General features: G+C 61.5%; 17 protein-coding genes. 9 read left to right on the top strand and 8 right to left on the bottom strand.

Annotated elements, in window-relative coordinates:
- The 3 genes from M8Q45_RS25365 to M8Q45_RS25355 all read right to left on the bottom strand — a co-directional run bounded on the left by M8Q45_RS25365 (position 1) and on the right by M8Q45_RS25355 (position 5,077).
- The gene (locus M8Q45_RS25365) at positions 1-2,034 is read right to left on the bottom strand and encodes an ABC transporter permease subunit (RefSeq protein WP_249877390.1); all 2,034 of its coding nucleotides are present in this window, start codon (positions 2,032-2,034) and stop codon (positions 1-3) included.
- Between the two features lie 406 nt (positions 2,035-2,440).
- Complete coding sequence (locus M8Q45_RS25360; RefSeq protein ID WP_249876866.1) at positions 2,441-3,439, bottom strand: phosphate ABC transporter substrate-binding protein PstS; 999 nt, start codon at positions 3,437-3,439, stop codon at positions 2,441-2,443.
- Positions 3,440-3,778: 339 nt separating this feature from the next.
- On the bottom strand, positions 3,779-5,077 hold the full coding sequence (locus M8Q45_RS25355; protein WP_249876865.1) for an MFS transporter: 1,299 nt from the start codon (positions 5,075-5,077) through the stop codon (positions 3,779-3,781).
- A gap of 373 nt (positions 5,078-5,450) precedes the next feature.
- Between M8Q45_RS25355 and M8Q45_RS25350 the strand changes: the two genes are divergently transcribed.
- Positions 5,451-5,855, top strand: coding sequence for an acyl-CoA thioesterase (locus M8Q45_RS25350; protein ID WP_030139126.1), 405 nt, complete (start codon positions 5,451-5,453; stop codon positions 5,853-5,855).
- 57 nt (positions 5,856-5,912) lie between these two features.
- Complete coding sequence (locus M8Q45_RS25345) at positions 5,913-6,812, top strand: D-hexose-6-phosphate mutarotase (RefSeq protein WP_249876864.1); 900 nt, start codon at positions 5,913-5,915, stop codon at positions 6,810-6,812.
- Positions 6,813-6,946: 134 nt separating this feature from the next.
- Here the strand turns inward: M8Q45_RS25345 and M8Q45_RS25340 are convergent, their stop codons facing one another.
- From M8Q45_RS25340 to M8Q45_RS25320, 5 genes are all read right to left on the bottom strand, one after another.
- Entirely contained in the window at positions 6,947-7,483 is a 537-nt protein-coding gene (locus M8Q45_RS25340) for a DUF3299 domain-containing protein (RefSeq protein ID WP_249876863.1), read from the bottom strand.
- An 87-nt stretch (positions 7,484-7,570) separates the two neighbouring features.
- Complete coding sequence (locus M8Q45_RS25335; protein ID WP_003187057.1) at positions 7,571-7,816, bottom strand: GlsB/YeaQ/YmgE family stress response membrane protein; 246 nt, start codon at positions 7,814-7,816, stop codon at positions 7,571-7,573.
- 101 nt (positions 7,817-7,917) lie between these two features.
- The gene (locus M8Q45_RS25330; protein ID WP_181288301.1) at positions 7,918-9,003 is read right to left on the bottom strand and encodes a 5-(carboxyamino)imidazole ribonucleotide synthase; all 1,086 of its coding nucleotides are present in this window, start codon (positions 9,001-9,003) and stop codon (positions 7,918-7,920) included.
- Positions 9,004-9,015: 12 nt separating this feature from the next.
- The gene (gene purE / locus M8Q45_RS25325) at positions 9,016-9,507 is read right to left on the bottom strand and encodes a 5-(carboxyamino)imidazole ribonucleotide mutase (protein WP_003196369.1); all 492 of its coding nucleotides are present in this window, start codon (positions 9,505-9,507) and stop codon (positions 9,016-9,018) included.
- Positions 9,508-9,838: 331 nt separating this feature from the next.
- Complete coding sequence (locus tag M8Q45_RS25320) at positions 9,839-10,756, bottom strand: LysR substrate-binding domain-containing protein (RefSeq protein ID WP_198796183.1); 918 nt, start codon at positions 10,754-10,756, stop codon at positions 9,839-9,841.
- A 182-nt stretch (positions 10,757-10,938) separates the two neighbouring features.
- On the opposite strand from M8Q45_RS25320, the gene aspA reads away from it, so the two are divergent.
- The 7 genes from aspA (at position 10,939) to M8Q45_RS25285 (ending at position 19,215) form a co-directional block, all read left to right on the top strand.
- On the top strand, positions 10,939-12,363 hold the full coding sequence (gene aspA / locus M8Q45_RS25315) for an aspartate ammonia-lyase (protein ID WP_030139110.1): 1,425 nt from the start codon (positions 10,939-10,941) through the stop codon (positions 12,361-12,363).
- A gap of 486 nt (positions 12,364-12,849) precedes the next feature.
- Positions 12,850-14,301 carry an alanine/glycine:cation symporter family protein gene (locus M8Q45_RS25310; RefSeq protein WP_249876862.1) on the top strand — a complete coding sequence of 484 codons (1,452 nt, stop codon included), beginning with the start codon at positions 12,850-12,852 and terminating at the stop codon, positions 14,299-14,301.
- A 133-nt stretch (positions 14,302-14,434) separates the two neighbouring features.
- Positions 14,435-15,439 carry an asparaginase gene (locus M8Q45_RS25305; protein WP_249876861.1) on the top strand — a complete coding sequence of 335 codons (1,005 nt, stop codon included), beginning with the start codon at positions 14,435-14,437 and terminating at the stop codon, positions 15,437-15,439.
- Positions 15,440-15,624: 185 nt separating this feature from the next.
- Positions 15,625-16,617 carry an AraC family transcriptional regulator gene (locus M8Q45_RS25300; RefSeq protein WP_249876860.1) on the top strand — a complete coding sequence of 331 codons (993 nt, stop codon included), beginning with the start codon at positions 15,625-15,627 and terminating at the stop codon, positions 16,615-16,617.
- 543 nt (positions 16,618-17,160) lie between these two features.
- Positions 17,161-17,523: a DUF6124 family protein gene (locus M8Q45_RS25295; protein WP_249876859.1), complete on the top strand. Its 363-nt coding sequence runs from the start codon at positions 17,161-17,163 to the stop codon at positions 17,521-17,523.
- Between the two features lie 71 nt (positions 17,524-17,594).
- Positions 17,595-17,807 (top strand): hypothetical protein, encoded by a 213-nt coding sequence (locus tag M8Q45_RS25290; protein ID WP_249876858.1) that lies wholly within the window; start codon positions 17,595-17,597, stop codon positions 17,805-17,807.
- 376 nt (positions 17,808-18,183) lie between these two features.
- Positions 18,184-19,215, top strand: a complete 1,032-nt coding sequence (locus M8Q45_RS25285) for a histone deacetylase family protein (protein ID WP_249876857.1) — start codon at positions 18,184-18,186, stop codon at positions 19,213-19,215.
- Positions 19,216-19,224: the final 9 nt, after the last annotated feature.

Here is a 19,224-nt window from a genome sequence, read left to right as displayed (position 1 = left end):
TTAAAGCGACGAATATTTCTTGCGCAGACGCTGACGGATCAGCTCGGCGAGGGTGTTCATGACGAAGGTGAACAGCAACAGCACCAAGGCCGACAGGAACAGCACGCGGTAATGGCTGCCGCCGACTTCCGACTCGGGCATTTCCACCGCCACGTTGGCCGCCAGGGTGCGCAGGCCTTCGAACAGGTTCATTTCCATGACCGGCGTGTTGCCGGTGGCCATCAGCACGATCATCGTCTCGCCCACCGCGCGGCCCATGCCGATCATCAGCGCCGAGAAGATGCCCGGGCTGGCGGTGAGGATCACGACACGAGTCATGGTCTGCCACGGCGTGGCACCGAGGGCCAACGAACCCAGGGTCAAGCCGCGCGGCACGCTGAACACGGCGTCTTCGGCGATGGAGTAGATGTTCGGGATCACCGCGAAGCCCATCGCCAGGCCCACCACCAGGGCGTTGCGCTGGTCGTAGGTGATGCCCAGGTCATGGGAGATCCACATGCGCATGTCGCCGCCGAAGAACCAGGCTTCCATGTACGGACTCATGTACAGCGAGAGCCAGCCCACGAACAGGATCACCGGGATCAACAGGGCGCTTTCCCAACCGTCCGGCACCTTCAGGCGAATGGATTCCGGCAGGCGGCTGAAGACGAAACCGGCGACCAGGATGCCGATCGGTAGCAGCATCAGCAGGCTGAAGATCCCCGGCAGGTGCCCTTCAACGTAGGGCGCCAGGAACAGGCCGGCGAAGAAGCCGAGGATGACCGTCGGCATGGCTTCCATCAGTTCGATGACCGGCTTGACCTTGCGGCGCATGCCCGGTGCCATGAAGTACGCGGTGTAGATCGCGGCGGCAACCGCCAGCGGCGCGGCCAGCAGCATCGCGTAGAACGCGGCTTTCAGGGTGCCGAAGGTCAGCGGCGAAAGGCTCAGCTTGGGTTCGAAGTCAGTGTTGGCAGCCGTCGACTGCCAGACGTACTTGGGCTCGTCGTAGTTTTCGTACCAGACCTTGCTCCACAGCGCGCTCCAGGAGACTTCCGGGTGCGGGTTTTCCAGCGTCAGCGGTTGCAGCTTGCCGCCCTGCTCCACGATCAGGCGATTGGCCCGTGGCGACATGCCGAACAGGCCTTGGCCATCGACCACCTGGTCCACCAGCAAGGTGCGGTGGGCGGTGCTGTGGAACACGCCGAGCTTGCCGGCGGCGTCGAGGGCCACGAAACCTTTGCGACGCTCCTCGGCGCTGATTTCAACGATGGGTGTGTTGCCCATCTGGAAAGTACGGATCTGTTTGAAGCGCAGCTCGCCGTCCGGGTCGCGGGCCATGAACCACTGGGCCAGGCCGCCCTTGGAGTCGCCAATGATCAGCGAGATCCCGCCCACCAACTGGGTGGCCGCGGTGACTTGGGCATCAGCGTTTTCCAACAGTTTGTAGCGACCATTCAGGCTCTTGTCCCGCAGGCTGAACACATCGGCCTGGGCACGCCCGTTGACCACGTACAACCACTGCTGGCGCGGATCGACGAAGATGTTCTTCACCGGCTCGGTCATTTGCGGCAGATCGATACGCGTCTGCTCGCTGGTGACTTCACCGGTCATCATGTTTTCTTCGCTGGTCAGCGACAGCACTTGCAGTTGAGCACCGCTGGAACCGGCCAGCAACAAGGTCGAATCAGTCGCGTTGAGGCTGACATGCTCCAGGGCAGCGCCCTGCTCGTTCAATGCGATCGGCGTCTCGCCATAAGGGTATTCGACGGCAGGCGAGATGGTTTTCTTGCCGTCCGGGTAGGACACCTTATAGGTGTGACGGAACACCAAGGCCTGGCCGTTGGACAGGCCGATCGCCACGAGCGGGCTGCCGGGCTGGTCTTCGCCAATGGACGTCACGCTCGCGCCGGCCGGGATCGGCAGGTCGACGCGGCGCAGTTCAGCGCCACTGGCGATGTCGAAAAACAGCGCCTGGCCCTTGTCGGAGACCCGCATGGCCACCTGGTTCTGCTCTTCGATGGAGATCATCAGCGGTTTGCCGGCATCTTGCATCCAGGCAGGCGTGATCGAATCCTTGGCGGTCAGGTCCGCCCCCTTGAATAGGGGCAGCACCACGTAGGCCAGGAAGAAGAAAATCAGGGTAATGGCCGCGAGAACGGCGAGGCCGCCGACCAACACGTACCAGCGGGTCAGGCGATCCTTGAGGGCGCGGATGCGGCGCTTGCGTTGCAGCTCAGGCGTATTGAAGTCAATGCGCTTGGGAGGGGAAGTCGTAGTCATTGTGGAGTTGGCCAGATCATTCATGCGCACACCCTAGCGATCCTGTATGACAGAAAGATGACAATGCAGTGACGCAACAAATCCGCCGCCAGCGGTGAGCGGCAGCGGACAGGAATTGGGGCTATGGGGGCAGGCTTCACCCCCACAGGAAACCCGGGCATCGGCCCGGGTTCAGGTGTTACTTCTTGGCGACGTTGCCGCCTTCTTGCAGACCCAGGTCAGCCAGTGCCTTGGCGGCGACTTTGGCTGGAACCGGGATGTAGCCGTCCTTGACCACGACTTCCTGGCCTTGCTTGGACAGGATCAGCTTGACGAACTCAGCTTCCAGCGGCGCCAGGGGCTTGTTCGGTGCCTTGTTGACGTACACGTAGAGGAAGCGCGACAGCGGGTACTTGCCGTTCAGGGCGTTTTCTTCGGTGTCTTCGATGAAGTCCGTGCTGCCTTTCTTGGCCAGGGCCACGGTCTTCACGCTGGCGGTCTTGTAGCCGATGCCCGAGTAACCGATGCCGTTCAGCGAAGAGCTGATCGACTGCACGACCGAAGCCGAGCCTGGTTGTTCGTTGACGTTTGGCTTGTAGTCACCTTTGCACAGGGCTTCTTCCTTGAAGTAGCCGTAGGTGCCGGACACCGAGTTACGACCAAACAGTTGCACTGGCTTGTTGGCCAGGTCGCCGGTCACGCCCAGGTCGCCCCAGGTCTTCACGTCGGCCTTGGCGCCGCACAGGCGAGTGGACGAGAAGATCGCGTCAACCTGTTCCATGGTCAGGTGCTGGATCGGGTTGTCCTTGTGCACGAACACGGCCAGGGCGTCCACGGCAACCGGGATAGCGGTTGGCTTGTAGCCGTACTTCTGTTCGAAGGCCTGCAGTTCGTTGTCCTTCATCTTGCGGCTCATCGGGCCCAGGTTGGCGGTGCCTTCGGTGAGTGCGGGTGGCGCGGTGGAGGAACCGGCGGCCTGAATCTGGATGTTTACGTTCGGGTATTCTTTCTTGTAGTTCTCGGCCCACAAGGTCATCAGGTTGGCCAGGGTATCGGAGCCGACGCTGGACAGGTTGCCCGACACACCAGTGGTCTTGGTGTAGCTCGGGATCGCAGGGTCAACAGCGGCAACCGCGTTGGCAGTCGCAACGCCAGCGGCGACAAAGGTCATTGCCGCCATCAAACGCTTCAGTTTCATGCCTTACTCCTAGCAGATAGGGTGTGTTAAGTCGGCCAAGTATCGGTAAGCCGTGTGAACACTCTATGGCTGAAATATGACAATTGGATGAAAGGCCAGTATTGAGTTTTGCAAGATGATTCTTGTGGCGAGGGAGCTTGCTCCCGCTGGGTCTGCAGGCGTTGTAGGCGCTGCCGAGCGAAGCGAGGCTGCGATCTTTTCACTGCCAATTGATTCTGGAGCGAACGATCAAAATCGAAAGATCAAAGGATCGCAGGCTTCGCCAGCTCCAATTACAGAACGCTGCGCGAGCAAGCTCCCTCGCCACATGAGTCACTCCCGCCTTGAGTAGGCAGCCGCCTAGCGACCTTGCTTCCAAAGGTACCCACCAATCACCATCCCGATCCCGCAGATGATCGCCACGTAATACGCCGGCCCCATCGGGCTCTCCTTCAACAGCAACGTCACCACCATCGGCGTCAAGCCACCGAAGATTGCGTAGGCCAGGTTGTAGGAAAACGACAAGCCACTGAAGCGCACCACGGCCGGAAAGGCGTTGACCATGACGTAGGGCACCGCGCCGATAGTGCCCACCAACAAGCCACTCAAGGCGTAGAGCGGGAACAGCCACTCGGGGTGAGCGAACAGGCTGTGATAGAAGGTCCAGAAGGTCATCAACAGCAGGCCGCTGCCAAAGACGAACACTCGGCCAGCGCCGAAGCGGTCGGCCAGTACACCGGCGCCGATGCAACCGAAACTCAGGAACACGATCGCCAGGCTATTGGCCTGCAACGCCGTGGTCGGGCTGAAGTGGTAGACGGTCTGCAGCACCGTTGGCGTCATCAGGATCACCACGATGACGCCGGCCGACAGCAACCAGGTCAGCAGCATCGAAATGGCGATGGCGCCACGATGGTCGCGCAGCACCGCGCGCAACGGCACTTCTTCGGCCAAGGCCTTGCGCTGTTGCAGCTCGGCGAACACCGGGGTTTCGTGCAACCAGCGGCGCAGATACACCGAAAACAGGCCGAACACACCGCCCAGCAGGAACGGAATCCGCCAGGCGTAATCCGCCACTTCCACTGGCGTATAGATGCTGTTGATGGCGGTAGCGACCAACGAACCCAACAGAATCCCCGCGGTGAGGCCACAGGTCAGCGTGCCGCAGGCGTAGCCAATGTGCCGCGCCGGAACGTGCTCGGAAACGAATACCCAGGCGCCCGGTACTTCGCCGCCAATCGCAGCGCCTTGGATCACGCGCATCAGCAACAGCAGAATCGGCGCCCACATGCCGATCTGCGCATAGGTCGGCAGCAAGCCCATGATCAGCGTCGGCACGGCCATCATGAAAATGCTCAGGGTGAACATTTTCTTGCGCCCCAGCAGGTCGCCGAAGTGAGCCATGATGATTCCGCCCAACGGGCGAGCCAGGTAACCGGCGGCAAAAATGCCAAACGTTTGCATCAGGCGCAGCCATTCAGGCATTTCGGCGGGGAAAAACAGTTTGCCGACCACGGTGGCAAAGAACACGAAAATGATGAAGTCGTAGAACTCCAGCGCGCCGCCGAGGGCAGAAAGCGACAAGGTCTTGTAGTCGTTACGGGTCAGCGGACGGGCGGGTTGTGCGGACGTCGCCGTGCTCGAAGGCGCAGTGGTCATGGCAAGGGCTTCTCTTATAGTCAGTTCTCGGCCCGACAACACCGGATGGGAGCCCGGGCAGGTTCGGCACGATAGCAAATTGTTCGAAAAAGCACATAGAGGCGCGTAATTGACAGTCAAAATCAGAACCCGATGGTCGTATCGACGTCTATCGCCCGATATACTCGCAACCTTGCGACACTCTGTAAGGGGTTGCTGTGCGAAAACGTCGTTGGTGATGTAGGACAAATCAGCCGGTTTCGCAGAGTTTCCCTTTGGCACGCCTTTATGAAAAACGTGACGAACGAGGCATGTTCGGGCTGAATCGTTTTTTTCAAAGACGGCTATTCACCTGAAGTACACGACTGAGTTACGGGTCAGAGGCACCCCCGGCATGATAGAGCTCGAACAAGAAGATCCAATTCCGCAAGGCGACCTGGCCCTGCAAATCACCGCGCTTCCCCGTGACACCAACGGCTTCGGCGACATTTTCGGTGGCTGGCTGGTGTCCCAGATGGACCTCGCCGGCACTGCGATGGCCAGTAAGGTGGCGGGTGGGCGCGTGGCGACCGTAGCGATTGATCGCATGGCGTTCCTGGTGCCGGTGGCGGTGGGCGCACAGTTGTCCTTCTATACCCAGGCGTTGGAGATCGGCCGCAGCTCGATCCAGATGATGGTCGAGGTATGGAGCGACGACCCGCTGTCCAGTGAATGGCGCAAGGTCACCGAAGCGGTGTTCGTGTTCGTCGCCATCGACGGCAGTGGACGCACGCGCTCGGTTCCACCACGGGCCCGTTAAACGCGGCAACCGTTTTGCGGTCCATTGCAGTCCATGTTCCTGAACGAGATTTGCAACATGCCTACGCCCAACGTCGAAGCCGTCAAACTGGATGAACTGAACGGTTGGCGCATCCGCCACGGTCAGGCCGAGTTGCTGGTGGCCCAGCAAGGCGCGCATATCCTCAGTTATCAGGTGGACGGCCAGCCGCCGCTGATCTGGCTCAATGACCAGGCCACCTTCAAGGCCGGCAAGAGCATCCGCGCCGGCGTGCCGGTGTGCTGGCCTTGGTTCGGCAACCTGACCCGCAACCCCGACAGCGTGCAGGCCATGCGCGTGAGCAACGAACCGGCCACCGCCCACGGGCTGGTGCGGGCGATGGATTGGGAATTGAAGGGCATCGAGGCCGAAGGTGAAAGCCTGAAAATCGAATTCGTGCTGCCCTATCCCGAAAACGGCTTGTCGGGCTGGCCCCACCAGGTCGATCTGACATTGACCATCGTGATGGACGAGCAACTGAATATTCGCCTCACCAGCCATAACCGTGGCAGCGAAACCGTCAGCCTCAGCCAGGCGCTGCACAGCTATTTCGCAGTCAGCGATGTGCGCAACGTGCAGGTCGAAGGGGTGGATGGCTTGAGCTACATCGAGACCCTGGACGATTGGAAGACCCACGCCCAGGCCGGTAACCTGCATTTTGCCGGCGAAACCGACCGCATCTACCTCAATACCCCGCCGACACTGAGCATCGTTGACTCGCACTGGCAACGCCGAATCCAACTGACCAGCACCGGCTCACGCTCGGCGGTGATCTGGAATCCCTGGACCGAACGGGCCAAGGCCTTCAGCGACATGGCTGACGATGGCTGGCAGCGCATGCTGTGCATCGAGACGGCGAACGTGATGGATGATGTGGTGACGTTGTTGCCAGACGCCAGCCATACCCTGGGCGTGAGTATTTGCAGCAAGCCGCTCTGACACCGCAAGCCCACTGTGGGAGCGAGCTTGCTCGCGATAGCGGTTTGACAGTCAACATCAGCGTAGACTGACACACCGCTTTCGCGAGCAAGCTCGCTCCCACAATCGGATCTGTGTTTCGGCCAGCCAGCCAGCTACAAATCCGCCTCCTGCACCACCCTCACCTTCTCCGCCTCCAGCGCATACGCCGCGCTCGCCAAGTCGTTGTCGACCTTTTCGATCTTCAGCGTGCCCGTCACCCACAGCGGCGTATAGATGTCGTCCAGCTTCAAGCCCTTGGGATAGCGCACCAGCACCAATTGATTAGGCGGCGGTGGCGGGACGTGGATGCAAGCGCCCGGATAAGGCACCAGGAAAAACAGCGTACTGCGGCCCTTGGCATCGCTTTCCAGGGGGACCGGATAGCCTCCGATGCGGATGTGCTTGTCGTTCATCGACGCCACGGTCTTGGTCGAATACATCACCGCCGGCAAGCCCTTGCTCTGCTTCAAGCCACCTTTTTCAGTGAAGGTGCCGTTGGCTTCAGGGGAGTTGTGGTCAATATCCGGCATGGCCTCGAGGGCTTTCTGGTCCGACTTGGGCATCAGTTCGAGCCAGTCGGTTTCCGGCAGCTCGGCGGCGTGGGCCAGGCCACTGCCCAGCAAAAGAAGGGTCAACACTAGACGGCGCATGAAAGGGCTCGGCAATGAGTGGGTATGAAACGCCGGGCAGTTTAGCCCTCTCTGTGCGCCGCGCAGAGAGGGCTTCATCAAGTTTAATCAGTTTCTCTTGATCAGGCCGTAGATCACCAACAGCACGATCGCGCCCACCAGGGCACCGATGAAACCCGCGCCTTGGCCGGCCTGGTAGATGCCCAGGGCCTGGCCGCCATAAGTGGCTGCCAACGAACCGCCAATACCGAGCAGGATGGTCATGATCCAGCCCATGCTGTCATCGCCGGGCTTCAGGAAGCGTGCGAGCAGGCCAACGATCAAGCCGATAAAAATGGTTCCGATGATTCCCATGGCATTTCCCTCTGATTAGACGCAAAGCCAAAACCTGATCAGGTTTTGGCACTTAGCCATGAGAGAGGTTAGCCGATGAATGGTTCCACCGGTGTTGCAGACTATTGTTCGGCGATCAGCGTCTCGACCTTGATGATCTGCTGGGCCAGGGTGTCCCGATCGGCGCAACGCAGGTTGGCGTGACCGACCTTGCGCCCGGCTTTGAACGCCTTGCCATAGTGGTGCAGGTGGCAGTCGGCAATCGCCAGGACTTTCTCGGTGTGCGGCACTTTGCCGATGAAGTTCAGCATCGCGCTTTCACCGACCTTGGCGGTCGAACCCAGCGGCAGCCCGGCCACTGCCCGCAGGTGGTTTTCGAACTGGCTGCACTCGGCGCCTTCGGTGGTCCAGTGTCCGGAGTTATGGACGCGCGGGGCAATTTCGTTGGCCTTGAGGCCGCCGTCCACTTCGAAGAACTCGAACGCCATGACGCCGACGTAATCGAGCTGCTTGAGCACCCGGCTGGAGTAGTCTTCGGCCAGGGCTTGCAGTGGATGGTCGGTACTGGCGACGGACAGCTTGAGAATGCCGTCCTTATGGGTGTTGTGCACCAGCGGGTAGAAGCGGATCTCGCCGTCGCGTGCGCGCACGGCGATCAGCGAGACTTCACCGGTGAACGGTACGAAACCTTCCAGCAGGCAACCGACACTGCCCAGCTCGGCAAAGGTGCCGGCGACGTCTTCAGGGTTGCGCAAGACTTTCTGGCCCTTGCCATCGTACCCCAGGGTGCGGGTCTTGAGCACGGCCGGCAGGCCGATGGCCGCGACAGCGGCTTCAAGGTCAGCCTGGGATTGGATGTCGGCGAAGGCCGGCGTCGGGATGCCCAGGTCCTTGAACATGTTCTTTTCGAACCAGCGGTCGCGGGCGATGCGCAGGGCTTCGGCGCTTGGGTAGACCGGGACGAACTGGGACAGGAAGGCAACGGTTTCGGCCGGGACGCTTTCGAATTCGAAGGTCACCAGGTCGACTTCATCGGCCAACTGGCGCAGGTGGTCCTGGTCGCCGTAATCGGCCCGCAGGTGTTCACCCAGGGCAGCGGCACAGGCGTCCGGCGCCGGGTCCAGGAAAGCGAAGTTCATCCCCAGCGGGGTTCCCGCCAGGGCCAACATGCGACCCAACTGGCCGCCACCGATTACACCGATCTTCATTCGTCAACAACCTCAGGCAATGCGTGGGTCTGGATTGTCCAGGACGCTGTCTGTCTGCTCAGCGCGGAATTTTTTCAGCACGGTATGAAACTGTGGGTGCTTGGCGCCCAGGATACTCGCCGACAGCAGGGCCGCGTTGATCGCGCCGGCCTTGCCGATAGCCAGGGTCGCGACCGGGATGCCGGCCGGCATCTGCACGATCGACAGCAGCGAATCGACACCCGAGAGCATCGAGGATTGCACCGGCACGCCCAGCACTGGCAGGTGGGTCTTGGCCGCACACATGCCTGGCAAATGGGCGGCGCCACCGGCACCGGCAATGATCACCTCGATGCCACGCGCCTCGGCTTCTTCGGCGTACTGGAACAGCAGGTCCGGGGTACGGTGGGCGGAAACCACTTTCACCTCGTAAGGGATGCCGAGCTTTTCCAGCATATCGGCGGTGTGGCTAAGGGTGGACCAATCGGACTTGGAGCCCATGATCACGCCAACCAGTGCACTCATCGTCGTGCCTCTTCTCTCTGGGCGCCCTCGGGCGCGTCAAAAAACAACAAGCCACGCGGGAAACCAGCGTGGCTTGTTGTACGAATGATGGCCGGGGGAACCGACCGAAGGCCGGGCAGTATACCGAAAAAGGTAAATTAAACGCACTTTCGCCGACCATCTGTCTTTTGCGGTGAAGCGGCGGTTTTATTGACTCGCAGGTCAGCAGAAAAACGCCTCAGATCCCTGTGGGAGCGAGCTTGCTCGCGATAGCGGTAGGTCAGTCAAATCGGCGCTGACTGACCTACCGCTATCGCGAGCAAGCTCGCTCCCACAAGGGGCTGCATGGGGGTCAAGAACCGGCCACACCCTGCGCCACCCCGCCCTCAAGCTTGCGCCACAACAACCGCACGTTGGCCTTGCGCACCAGGGCGCAGCGGTACAGGCGGATCTCCAGCGGCACATGCCATTGCGCCCCGCCGCAGATCACCAATTCGCCCCGGGCCAGTTCGTTGCGCACACTCAGGTGAGGGACCCAGGCGATGCCCAAGCCTTCCAGGGCCATGCTTTTCAGGCTGTCGGCCATCGCGGTCTCGTAGACCGTGGTGAAACGCAGCGCACGCTGGCGCAGCAACTGATTGACCGAACGCCCGAGGAAGGCCCCGGCGCTGTAGGCCAGCAGCGGCACGCTGGCCTCGCCTTCCAGATCGAACAATGGCCGGCCCTGTGCGTCGGCGGCGCAGACCGGAAGCATTTCGGTCTGGCCCAGGTGCAAGGACGGGAAGATTTCCGGATCCATCTGCATCGCTGAGTCCGGATCATAGAACGCCAGCATCAGGTCGCAGCCACCTTCGCGCAGGGCATGTACGGCATCGCCCACGTTGGTCGCCACCAGTCGCGTGGCGATGTTCATGCCGTCGTTGCGCAACTGGGCGATCCAGCGCGGAAAGAACCCCAGCGCCAGGGAGTGCGCGGCTGCCACCTGGATGACTTCGCCCTGCCCGCCCTCCAGATGATGCAGATGTCGCAACACTTCGCCCAACTGCTCGACCACCGTGCGCGCCGTCACCAGGAACAGCTGCCCTGCGGCGGTCAGTTCGATGGGCGTGCGCGAGCGATTGACCAGCGTCAGCCCCAGCGCCGCTTCAAGGCTGCGGATCCGCCGGCTGAAGGCGGGCTGTGTCACAAAGCGTCGTTCGGCCGCCTGGGAAAAACTGCGAGTCGCGGCCAGGGCACTGAAGTCCTCGAGCCATTTGCTTTCAAGATTCATCACCGTCCTCCCGAAGGACGCACCAAAACAGGTCACACGTTCGCCGCGTCGCCGGCGTCACACGGGCATTATGCCGAATATGCATAGGCCAGTGTTTAACAGCATTGGCCCTAATTTTTCTGAAAGCCTAGGATTCACAGCGTTCCGGCTCAGACCGGGTCCTTATTGAGATGATTTCCATCATGTCCTCCGCTGCATCATTCCGCACAGAAAAAGACCTGCTTGGCGTACTCGAAGTACCGGCGCAAGCGTATTACGGCATCCAGACCCTGCGAGCGATCAACAACTTTCGTCTCTCCGGTGTCCCGATCTCGCATTACCCCAAGCTGGTGGTCGGTCTGGCAATGGTCAAGCAAGCCGCCGCTGACGCCAACCGCGAACTTGGCCAGCTCAGCGAAGCCAAGCACGCCGCGATCAGCGAAGCCTGTGCGCGGTTGATCCGTGGCGATTTCCACGAAGAGTTCGTGGTGGACATGATCCAGGGCGGCGCCGGCACGTCGACCAACATGAATGCCAACGAAGTCATCGCCAACATCGCGCTGGAGGCCATGGGTCACCAGAAGGGCGAATACCAGTACCTGCACCCCAACAACGACGTGAACATGGCGCAGTCCACCAACGACGCCTACCCGACCGCGATCCGCCTGGGTCTGCTGCTGGGCCACGATGCGTTGCTGGCCAGCCTCGACAGCCTGATCCAGGCGTTCGCCGCCAAGGGCGAAGAATTCAGCCACGTCCTGAAAATGGGCCGTACTCAACTGCAAGACGCCGTGCCGATGACCCTCGGCCAGGAATTCCGCGCCTTCGCCACCACCCTGAGCGAAGACCTGGCACGCCTGAAAACCCTGGCGCCTGAATTGCTCACCGAAGTGAACCTGGGCGGCACCGCCATCGGCACCGGCATCAACGCCGACCCGCGCTACCAGGCCTTGGCCGTACAGCGCCTGGCAACCATCAGCGGCCAACCGCTGGTGCCAGCCGCCGACCTGATCGAAGCCACCTCCGACATGGGCGCCTTCGTGCTGTTCTCCGGCATGCTCAAGCGCACCGCGGTCAAGCTGTCGAAGATCTGCAACGACCTGCGCCTGCTGTCCAGCGGCCCACGCACCGGCATCAACGAAATCAACCTGCCGGCCCGCCAGCCTGGCAGTTCGATCATGCCGGGCAAGGTCAACCCGGTGATCCCGGAAGCGGTCAACCAGGTGGCGTTCCAGATCATCGGCAATGACCTGGCCCTGACCATGGCGGCCGAAGGCGGCCAACTGCAACTGAACGTGATGGAACCGCTGATCGCCTTCAAGATCTTCGACTCGATCCGCCTGCTGCAACGCGCCATGGACATGCTGCGCGAGCACTGCATCGTCGGCATCACCGCCAACGAAGCGCGCTGCCGTGAGCTGGTCGAGCACTCGATCGGCCTGGTCACCGCCCTGAACCCGTACATCGGCTATGAAAACGCCACCCGGATCGCCCGTGTTGCCCTGGAAAGCGGCCGCGGCGTACTGGAACTGGTGCGCGAAGAAGGCTTGCTCGACGACGCCATGCTCGACGACATCCTGCGCCCGGAAAACATGATTGCCCCGCGTCTGGTCCCACTGAAGGCTTGATCGACGCGACCACTGCTCACCAGGTCGAGGGACTAGACACCTCTCACCTTTTGAGGGCTTGGGGACTCGTTCCCCAAGCCCTTTTTTTTAACAAAAGGCTGTAAGCAAGACAGAACTGTAGGAACGAGCTGACCCTCGATAAACAGCGACGCGCTGCCGTTGTACCCCGCGTCGTTCGCCATCGCGAGCCAGCTCTCTCCCGCAAGAACCTGACCGAAAGGCCAGGAGAAACAAGGGTCCGTTTCGTCGCATGCACCACAACTGTGCAGACGGGCGTCGCACTGATAGGTATAGTGCCGCCCCTCTTCGCATGAGTGGTCGTCGTCAACGAGGCCGCAACAAACATGCGAAAACCGAACTAATAACAAACCCGCGAAGTGGACCGGGACGAAGCATCCCCAATCTGTCGAGCCGCGTGCCGACCGATGTAACACGATGTTTCCAAATGGCCATCATTGCTTAAACAAAAAACAGCGAGGAATACTCATGCTCGAAGTCATCAACGACTTCCTCTCAGGGAAAGTGCTGATCGCGCTCATTGTCGGGCTCGGTGGCTACTTCACGATCCGCTCGCGTTTCGTCCAGTTCCGTCACTTCTTCCATATGTTCGCGGTGTTCCGTGACAGCCTGAAAAGCAGCACTGACCAGCTCAGTTCGTTCCAGGCCTTGATGCTCAGCCTGGCCGGTCGCGTCGGCGCGGGCAACATTGCCGGTGTCGGCATCGCCGTGACCCTCGGCGGTCCGGGTGCGGTGTTCTGGATGTGGGTGACCGCGCTGGTCGGCATGTCCAGCAGCTTCTTCGAATGCTCCCTCGGCCAGCTCTACAAGCGCTGCGACTCCGAAGGCCAGTTCCGTGGCGGCCCGTCCTATTACATCCAGCACGGCCTGCAGAAACGCTGGTTGGGCATGATCATGGCGTTCCTGCTGCTGATCACCTTCGGCTTCGCCTTCAACGGCCTGCAAGCCCACGCCGTGACCCACTCCCTGAACAACGCCTTCGGCCTCGACACCACCTACACCGGCCTGGGCCTGGCAGTGCTGCTGGGCCTGGTGTTCATCGGCGGGATCAAGCGTATCGCCAAGGTTGCCGACCTGCTGGTACCGGTCAAGACCCTGGTGTACATCGCCGTGACCATCTACGTGATCGTCCTGCAGTTCGAACACGTACCGGGCATGCTGGCGACCATCGTCAAGAGCGCCTTCGGTCTCGACCAAGCCTTTGGCGGCCTGATCGGCAGCGCCATCGTCATGGGCGTCAAGCGTGGCGTATTCGCCAACGAAGCCGGCCTGGGCAGTGCGCCTAACGTCGCCGCCGTTGCGGCGGTCGAGCACCCCGTGGCACAAGGTGTGGTCCAGGCGTTCAGCGTATTCCTGGACACCTTCGTAATCTGCACCTGCACCGCGCTGCTGATCCTGCTGTCGGGTTTCTACACCCCGGGCTTCGAAGGCGACGGCATTGCCCTGACCCAGAACTCCCTGGCGGCCGTGGTCGGCGATTGGGGCCGGATGTTCATTTCCGTGGCCCTGGCGCTGTTCGTGTTCACCTCGATCCTCTACAACTACTACCTGGGCGAGAACAACCTGCGCTTCATGCTCGGTGAGAACCGCAAGGCGCTGATGGCTTACCGCGCCCTGGTGCTGGTCCTGATTTTCTGGGGCGCCATCGAGAACCTGAGCACGGTGTTCGCGTTTGCCGACATCACCATGACCCTGCTGGCGTTCGTGAACCTGATCGCGCTGTTCCTGCTGTTCAAGGTCGGCATGCGCATCCTGCGCGACTACGACGACCAGCGTTCGGCCGGCATCAAGGTGCCTGTCTTTGATTCCAGCAAGTTCCCGGACCTGGACCTGGATCGCAACGCCTGGCCAGCGACCCCATCGGCACCGCTCGCCAAGCCTGAAAACGCCCAGGCGGGCGTGGCCGCAGCGCAACGCTGATCGGCAAGCTGATCGTAAAAAACCGGGCGCATCCCCTGCGCCCGGCGTGACACAACACGAGGTCGGCGTCATGCTCGGCCTTATGTTGTGACGGCTAACCCAAGCGGCCGTTTTCATCCTCGGAGAACAATCCATGAATTCCTCGACCTACCCTGCCGCCCAGCACGTCATGGTGCTCTACACCGGCGGCACAATCGGCATGCAAGCCAGTGCCAACGGCCTGGCCCCGGCCTCCGGCTTCGAAGCGCGGATGCGCGACTACCTGCACAGCCAGCCTGAGCTGGTCGTACCGCAGTGGCGCTTCCGGGAAATGTCGCCGCTGATCGACAGCGCCAATATGACCCCAGCCTACTGGCAGCAACTGCGCGAAGCGGTGGTCGACGCCGTGGATATGCAGGGCTGCGACAGCGTGCTGATCCTGCACGGCACCGACACCCTGGCCTACAGCGCCGCCGCCATGAGCTTCCAGTTACTGGGCCTGCATGCGCGGGTCTGCTTCACCGGTTCGATGCTACCCGCCGGCGTGACCGACAGCGACGCCTGGGAAAATCTCAGCGGCGCGCTGGTCGCCCTTGGCCAAGGCCTGGCGCCAGGCGTACACCTGTATTTCCACGGTGAACTGCTGGCGCCGACCCGTTGCGCGAAAGTGCGCAGCTTCGGTCGTCACCCGTTCAAGCGCCTGGAACGCCAGGGCGGTGGCGTCAAGGCCGCTTCTCTGCCAACCCAGTTGAATTACAAACAGCCGAAACACCTGGCGAATGTCGCGGCGCTGCCGCTGTTCCCCGGCATCGGTGCCGAAATCATCGACGGCCTGCTGGGCAGTGGCATCCAGGGCCTGGTGCTGGAGTGCTACGGCAGCGGCACCGGGCCGAGCGACAATCTGGCATTCCTCGCCAGCCTGGAGCGGGCGCGGGACAGCGGCGTGGTGGTGGTCGCGGTCACTCAATGCCATGAAGGCGGCGTCGAGCTCGACGTGTACGAAGCCGGCAGCCGCTTGCGTGGCGTTGGCGTGTTGTCCGGCGGCGGCATGACCCGTGAAGCGGCGTTCGGCAAGTTGCAGGCGTTGATTGGCGCTGGGTTGCCGGTGGATGAGGTCCGGCGGTTGGTTGAGCTGGATCTGTGTGGTGAGTTGATCTGACACCCTGCCAAACCCTGTGGGAGCGAGCTTGCTCGCGATAGCGGCGGCACAGTTGACATCTACTTCGACTGACACACCGTCATCGCGAGCAAGCTCGCTCCCACTAGGGTCCAGCGTTCGCGTCGCGAAACTGGGCCGGCATATAACTTGCTCCATCTCCCGTCTCCCCAGGCTGGAAACGGACCATGCTGCATTCCCACCTCACCACGCTCAACGCCGTCTCCCTGGTGCTCGACGCCTTCAAGCACGACGGCCTGCCCCGTGATGCGTTACTGGCCGGCAGTGGCATCAGCACGGCGGATTTGAGCCGGGCCGACACGCGCATCACCACCAACCAGGAAATGCAGGTCTGTGCCAACGCCGTCGCCCTCAAGCGGGATATCGGCCTGGAGCTGGGCCGCAACATGCACGTTTCGTCCTACGGCATGCTCGGGTACGCCCTGCTCACCAGTGCCACCTTAGGTGACGCTTTGCGCCTGGCGCTGCGCTACCCGGCGCTGTTGGGAACACTCTTCGAGTTGGCCTTGGAAGACGATGGCCAGCACATCTGGCTCAGCGCCAGCGACTATCGGGAGAACCCGGCCCTGGCGGTGTTCAACGCCGAGTTCTGCATGGTCTCGCTGAAGGTGATCTGCAACGACCTGCTCGGTCACCCGCTGCCCTTGCGCGCAGCGCGGTTCGAACATTCGGCGCCGGATTACCAGGCGCGCTACGCCAACCTGTTCGACTGCCCGGTGCGCTTCGACAGCATCGACAACGCCTTCGCCTTCGACCGCCATTGGCTGGAACAACCCCTGCCGCTGGCCGACCCCATCACCCATCACGCCATGGCCGAACGCTGCCGCCGGCAGAACACCGAATTCACCGGCCGCCAGGCCTGGCTGGGACGAATCCGTCAGTTGCTCGTCGCGCAACTGGACGCTGCGCCAGGCCTGGAAGGCCTGGCCGAACAAATGAACTGCTCGGCGCGCACCCTGCGCCGGCATTTGAAGGACCTGGGTTGCAGCTATCAGGAACTGCTCGACGAACTGCGCTTCGAACGGGCCAAGCAAATGCTCTGCGAGGATCAATTGCCGATCTATCGGATTGCCGAAATGCTTGGCTTCAGTGAAACGGCGAGCTTTCGCCATGCCTTCGTACGCTGGAGCGGCGTGGCGCCGAGTCGGTTCAGGGCGTGAGCGTTGGCTTCAACACAAACCCCGTGGCGAGGGAGCTTGCTCCCGCTCGGCTGTAGGAGCTGACGAGCGAAGCGAGGCTGCGATCTTTTCGCCGCCCATTGAGGCTGGAGAAAAAGATCGTCCGAACGCGGCCCGAGCCTTCGCCAGCTCCTACAGAGCCCAGCGGGAGCAAGCTCCCTCGCCACCGGTTGTGAGGCGCGTCTGACAGATTGCTCAGCCCTTCCGCCAAGCCACGCATCCTTGCGCCTTTGCCTACAACTACGCCAGAATCCGCCGGCTTGTGCGCCTTGCACCCGGGCTCTATCGTTTCCCTGTCGCTGACACCAGCGAATAGGCTTGGCGGCCTGGTTTCGAAAGGCGCAACAATACCCCTCAGCGTTATTGCGATGCTTCTGGCATTGGCATTCGTTATGACGGGTTGCGCAAGGATCCCCTCGGGGATACCGGGTTCCTTTCGTTCCGGGCCGCCAACCTTGCGTAATCCGTCACCCCAACTGCTTGGCGGCAGCCGGTGACGGTTCCTCATACGAAAGGAGCTTCACTATGTTCAAGATCACACCAAACCCTCCAGAAGCAGATCCCAACTCTCCTTACCTGGACGGCCTAAACGCCAAAAAACTCGAAGATGCCGCCACGCGCGCATTGGACTTTTATCTAAAGCCCAAACCAACAAAACCCAAAGAAACCATCAAGCCCGGCCAGCTATTCACCGTCGTAAAAGACCTCGACAACGAATGCCTGCTGGCCAACCTCAGCGAAACCCTGGCTTCAGCCGATGCGATGGTCAACGAACTGGCGTTCGATCTGGAAGGCTCCAACCGCCATGTGCTCCTCGGCATCCAGCAATTGATCGAGCTGAGCTCGCTGCTGGCGAACCGAGTGTTGGATAACGTCGATCCTCGATAACCGCTGCACCGCAATCCGCTATGGCTTGGAAGCTCGCTTCCTCGTCATAGCATTTCGGAAGTGATCGAAAAATGAGCAAATTGAAAGCGACCAAAACCGGCAAGGCCGGCAAGCGTAAAGGGCAAGACACTCTTGGACGCTTATATGTACGTAGCTTGCGCAAAGCTCGTGTTACTCGTTCGATGGACCTGCGGATGCTCGACCGTATCCGGCACGGCTCGTCCGAAGTGTCAGACGGTGCGCTCGCTGGTTCGCGCTTGGTCAAACTTTCCGTCACCACTTAAATCACGAAAAAACGACCAACTACTGGCGAACCGAGTGTTGGATAACATCAACCCTCGATAGCCGCTACACCAACGCCGTGGCGAGGGAGCTTGCTCCCGCTCGGCGGCGTGGCCGTCGCAAACCGGCCAACGCGGTTTAAGCGTTGTATCGGTTGGGGCCGCTTCGCGGCCCAGCGGGAGCAAGCTCCCTCGCCACGGGTTGTGAAGCTGTAGAACCCGCCCACGCCCCGAACCAGCGCACCCCCGCGCCAACAAGGGGCGATTTTCGGTCAAACCTTTTGGCCAGTTCGATCCCCTTTTGGCCTTTCCTGCCGTTCTCCTAAACCCCGCGTGCCGCAAGACTTGATCCCGCGAATCAGCCCTGCGGAGAACAAGAATGCTGACGATCTACTCAGACGATCACCACCTGCACCACGGACGCTGTGAATTGATGGACGGGCAGTTGATGCCCTGTTTCGAGATGCCATCCCGCGCCGACCATGTGCTGGAGCGGGTCAAGGCTCGGGCGCTAGGGCCGGTGGAGGCGCCGAAGGACTTTGGCCTGGCGCCGATCCAGCGTATCCACAGCCCGGCCTATCTGGAGTTCTTCAAGGGCGCCTGGGCGCGCTGGGCCGAATTCAACCGCGACGGCGACCTGCTGCCCTACACCTGGCCGGCCCGCACGTTACGCACGGTAATCCCGACCAGCCTGCACGGCCAACTCGGCTATTACAGTTTCGACGGCGGTGCGCCGATCACCGCCGGCACCTGGCAAGCGGCGTACAGCGCAGCCCAGGTCGCCCTCACCGCCCAGGCCGACATCCAACGCGGTGCGCGAAGTGCCTTTGCGTTGTGCCGCCCGCCGGGTCATCACGCCGCCAGCAACTTGATGGGCGGTTATTGCTACCTCAACAACGCCGCCATCGCCGCCCAAGCGTTTCTCGACCAAGGCCACCAGAGAGTCGCGATCCTCGATGTGGATTACCACCACGGCAACGGCACCCAATCGATTTTCTACGAGCGCAGCGACGTGCTGTTCGCCTCGATCCACGGCCACCCGGAGGCCGAGTTTCCGTTCTTCCTGGGCTACGAAGATGAGCGCGGCGAAGGCAAAGGCGCGGGTTTCAACTTCAACTACCCTTTGCCGGCCGGTTCAGGTTGGGACACTTGGAGCGCTGCGCTGGAGCAGGCCTGTGGCGAAGTCCAACACTACGACGCCGATGTCATCGTCGTGTCCCTGGGCGTGGACACGTTCAAGGACGACCCGATCTCCCAATTCAAGCTCGACAGCCCGGACTACCTGGCGATGGGCAAGCGCATCGCCGCTCTCGGCAAGCCGACCTTGTTCGTAATGGAAGGCGGCTACGCCGTGGCAGAAATCGGCATCAACGCCGTAAACGTCCTTGAAGGTTTCCAAAGCGCCCAATGAGGAACAACA

The organism is Pseudomonas sp. T1.Ur, from assembly GCF_023516725.1.
GTDB lineage: Bacteria > Pseudomonadota > Gammaproteobacteria > Pseudomonadales > Pseudomonadaceae > Aquipseudomonas > Aquipseudomonas alvandae.
This window is presented reverse-complemented; position numbering and strand designations above follow the sequence as displayed.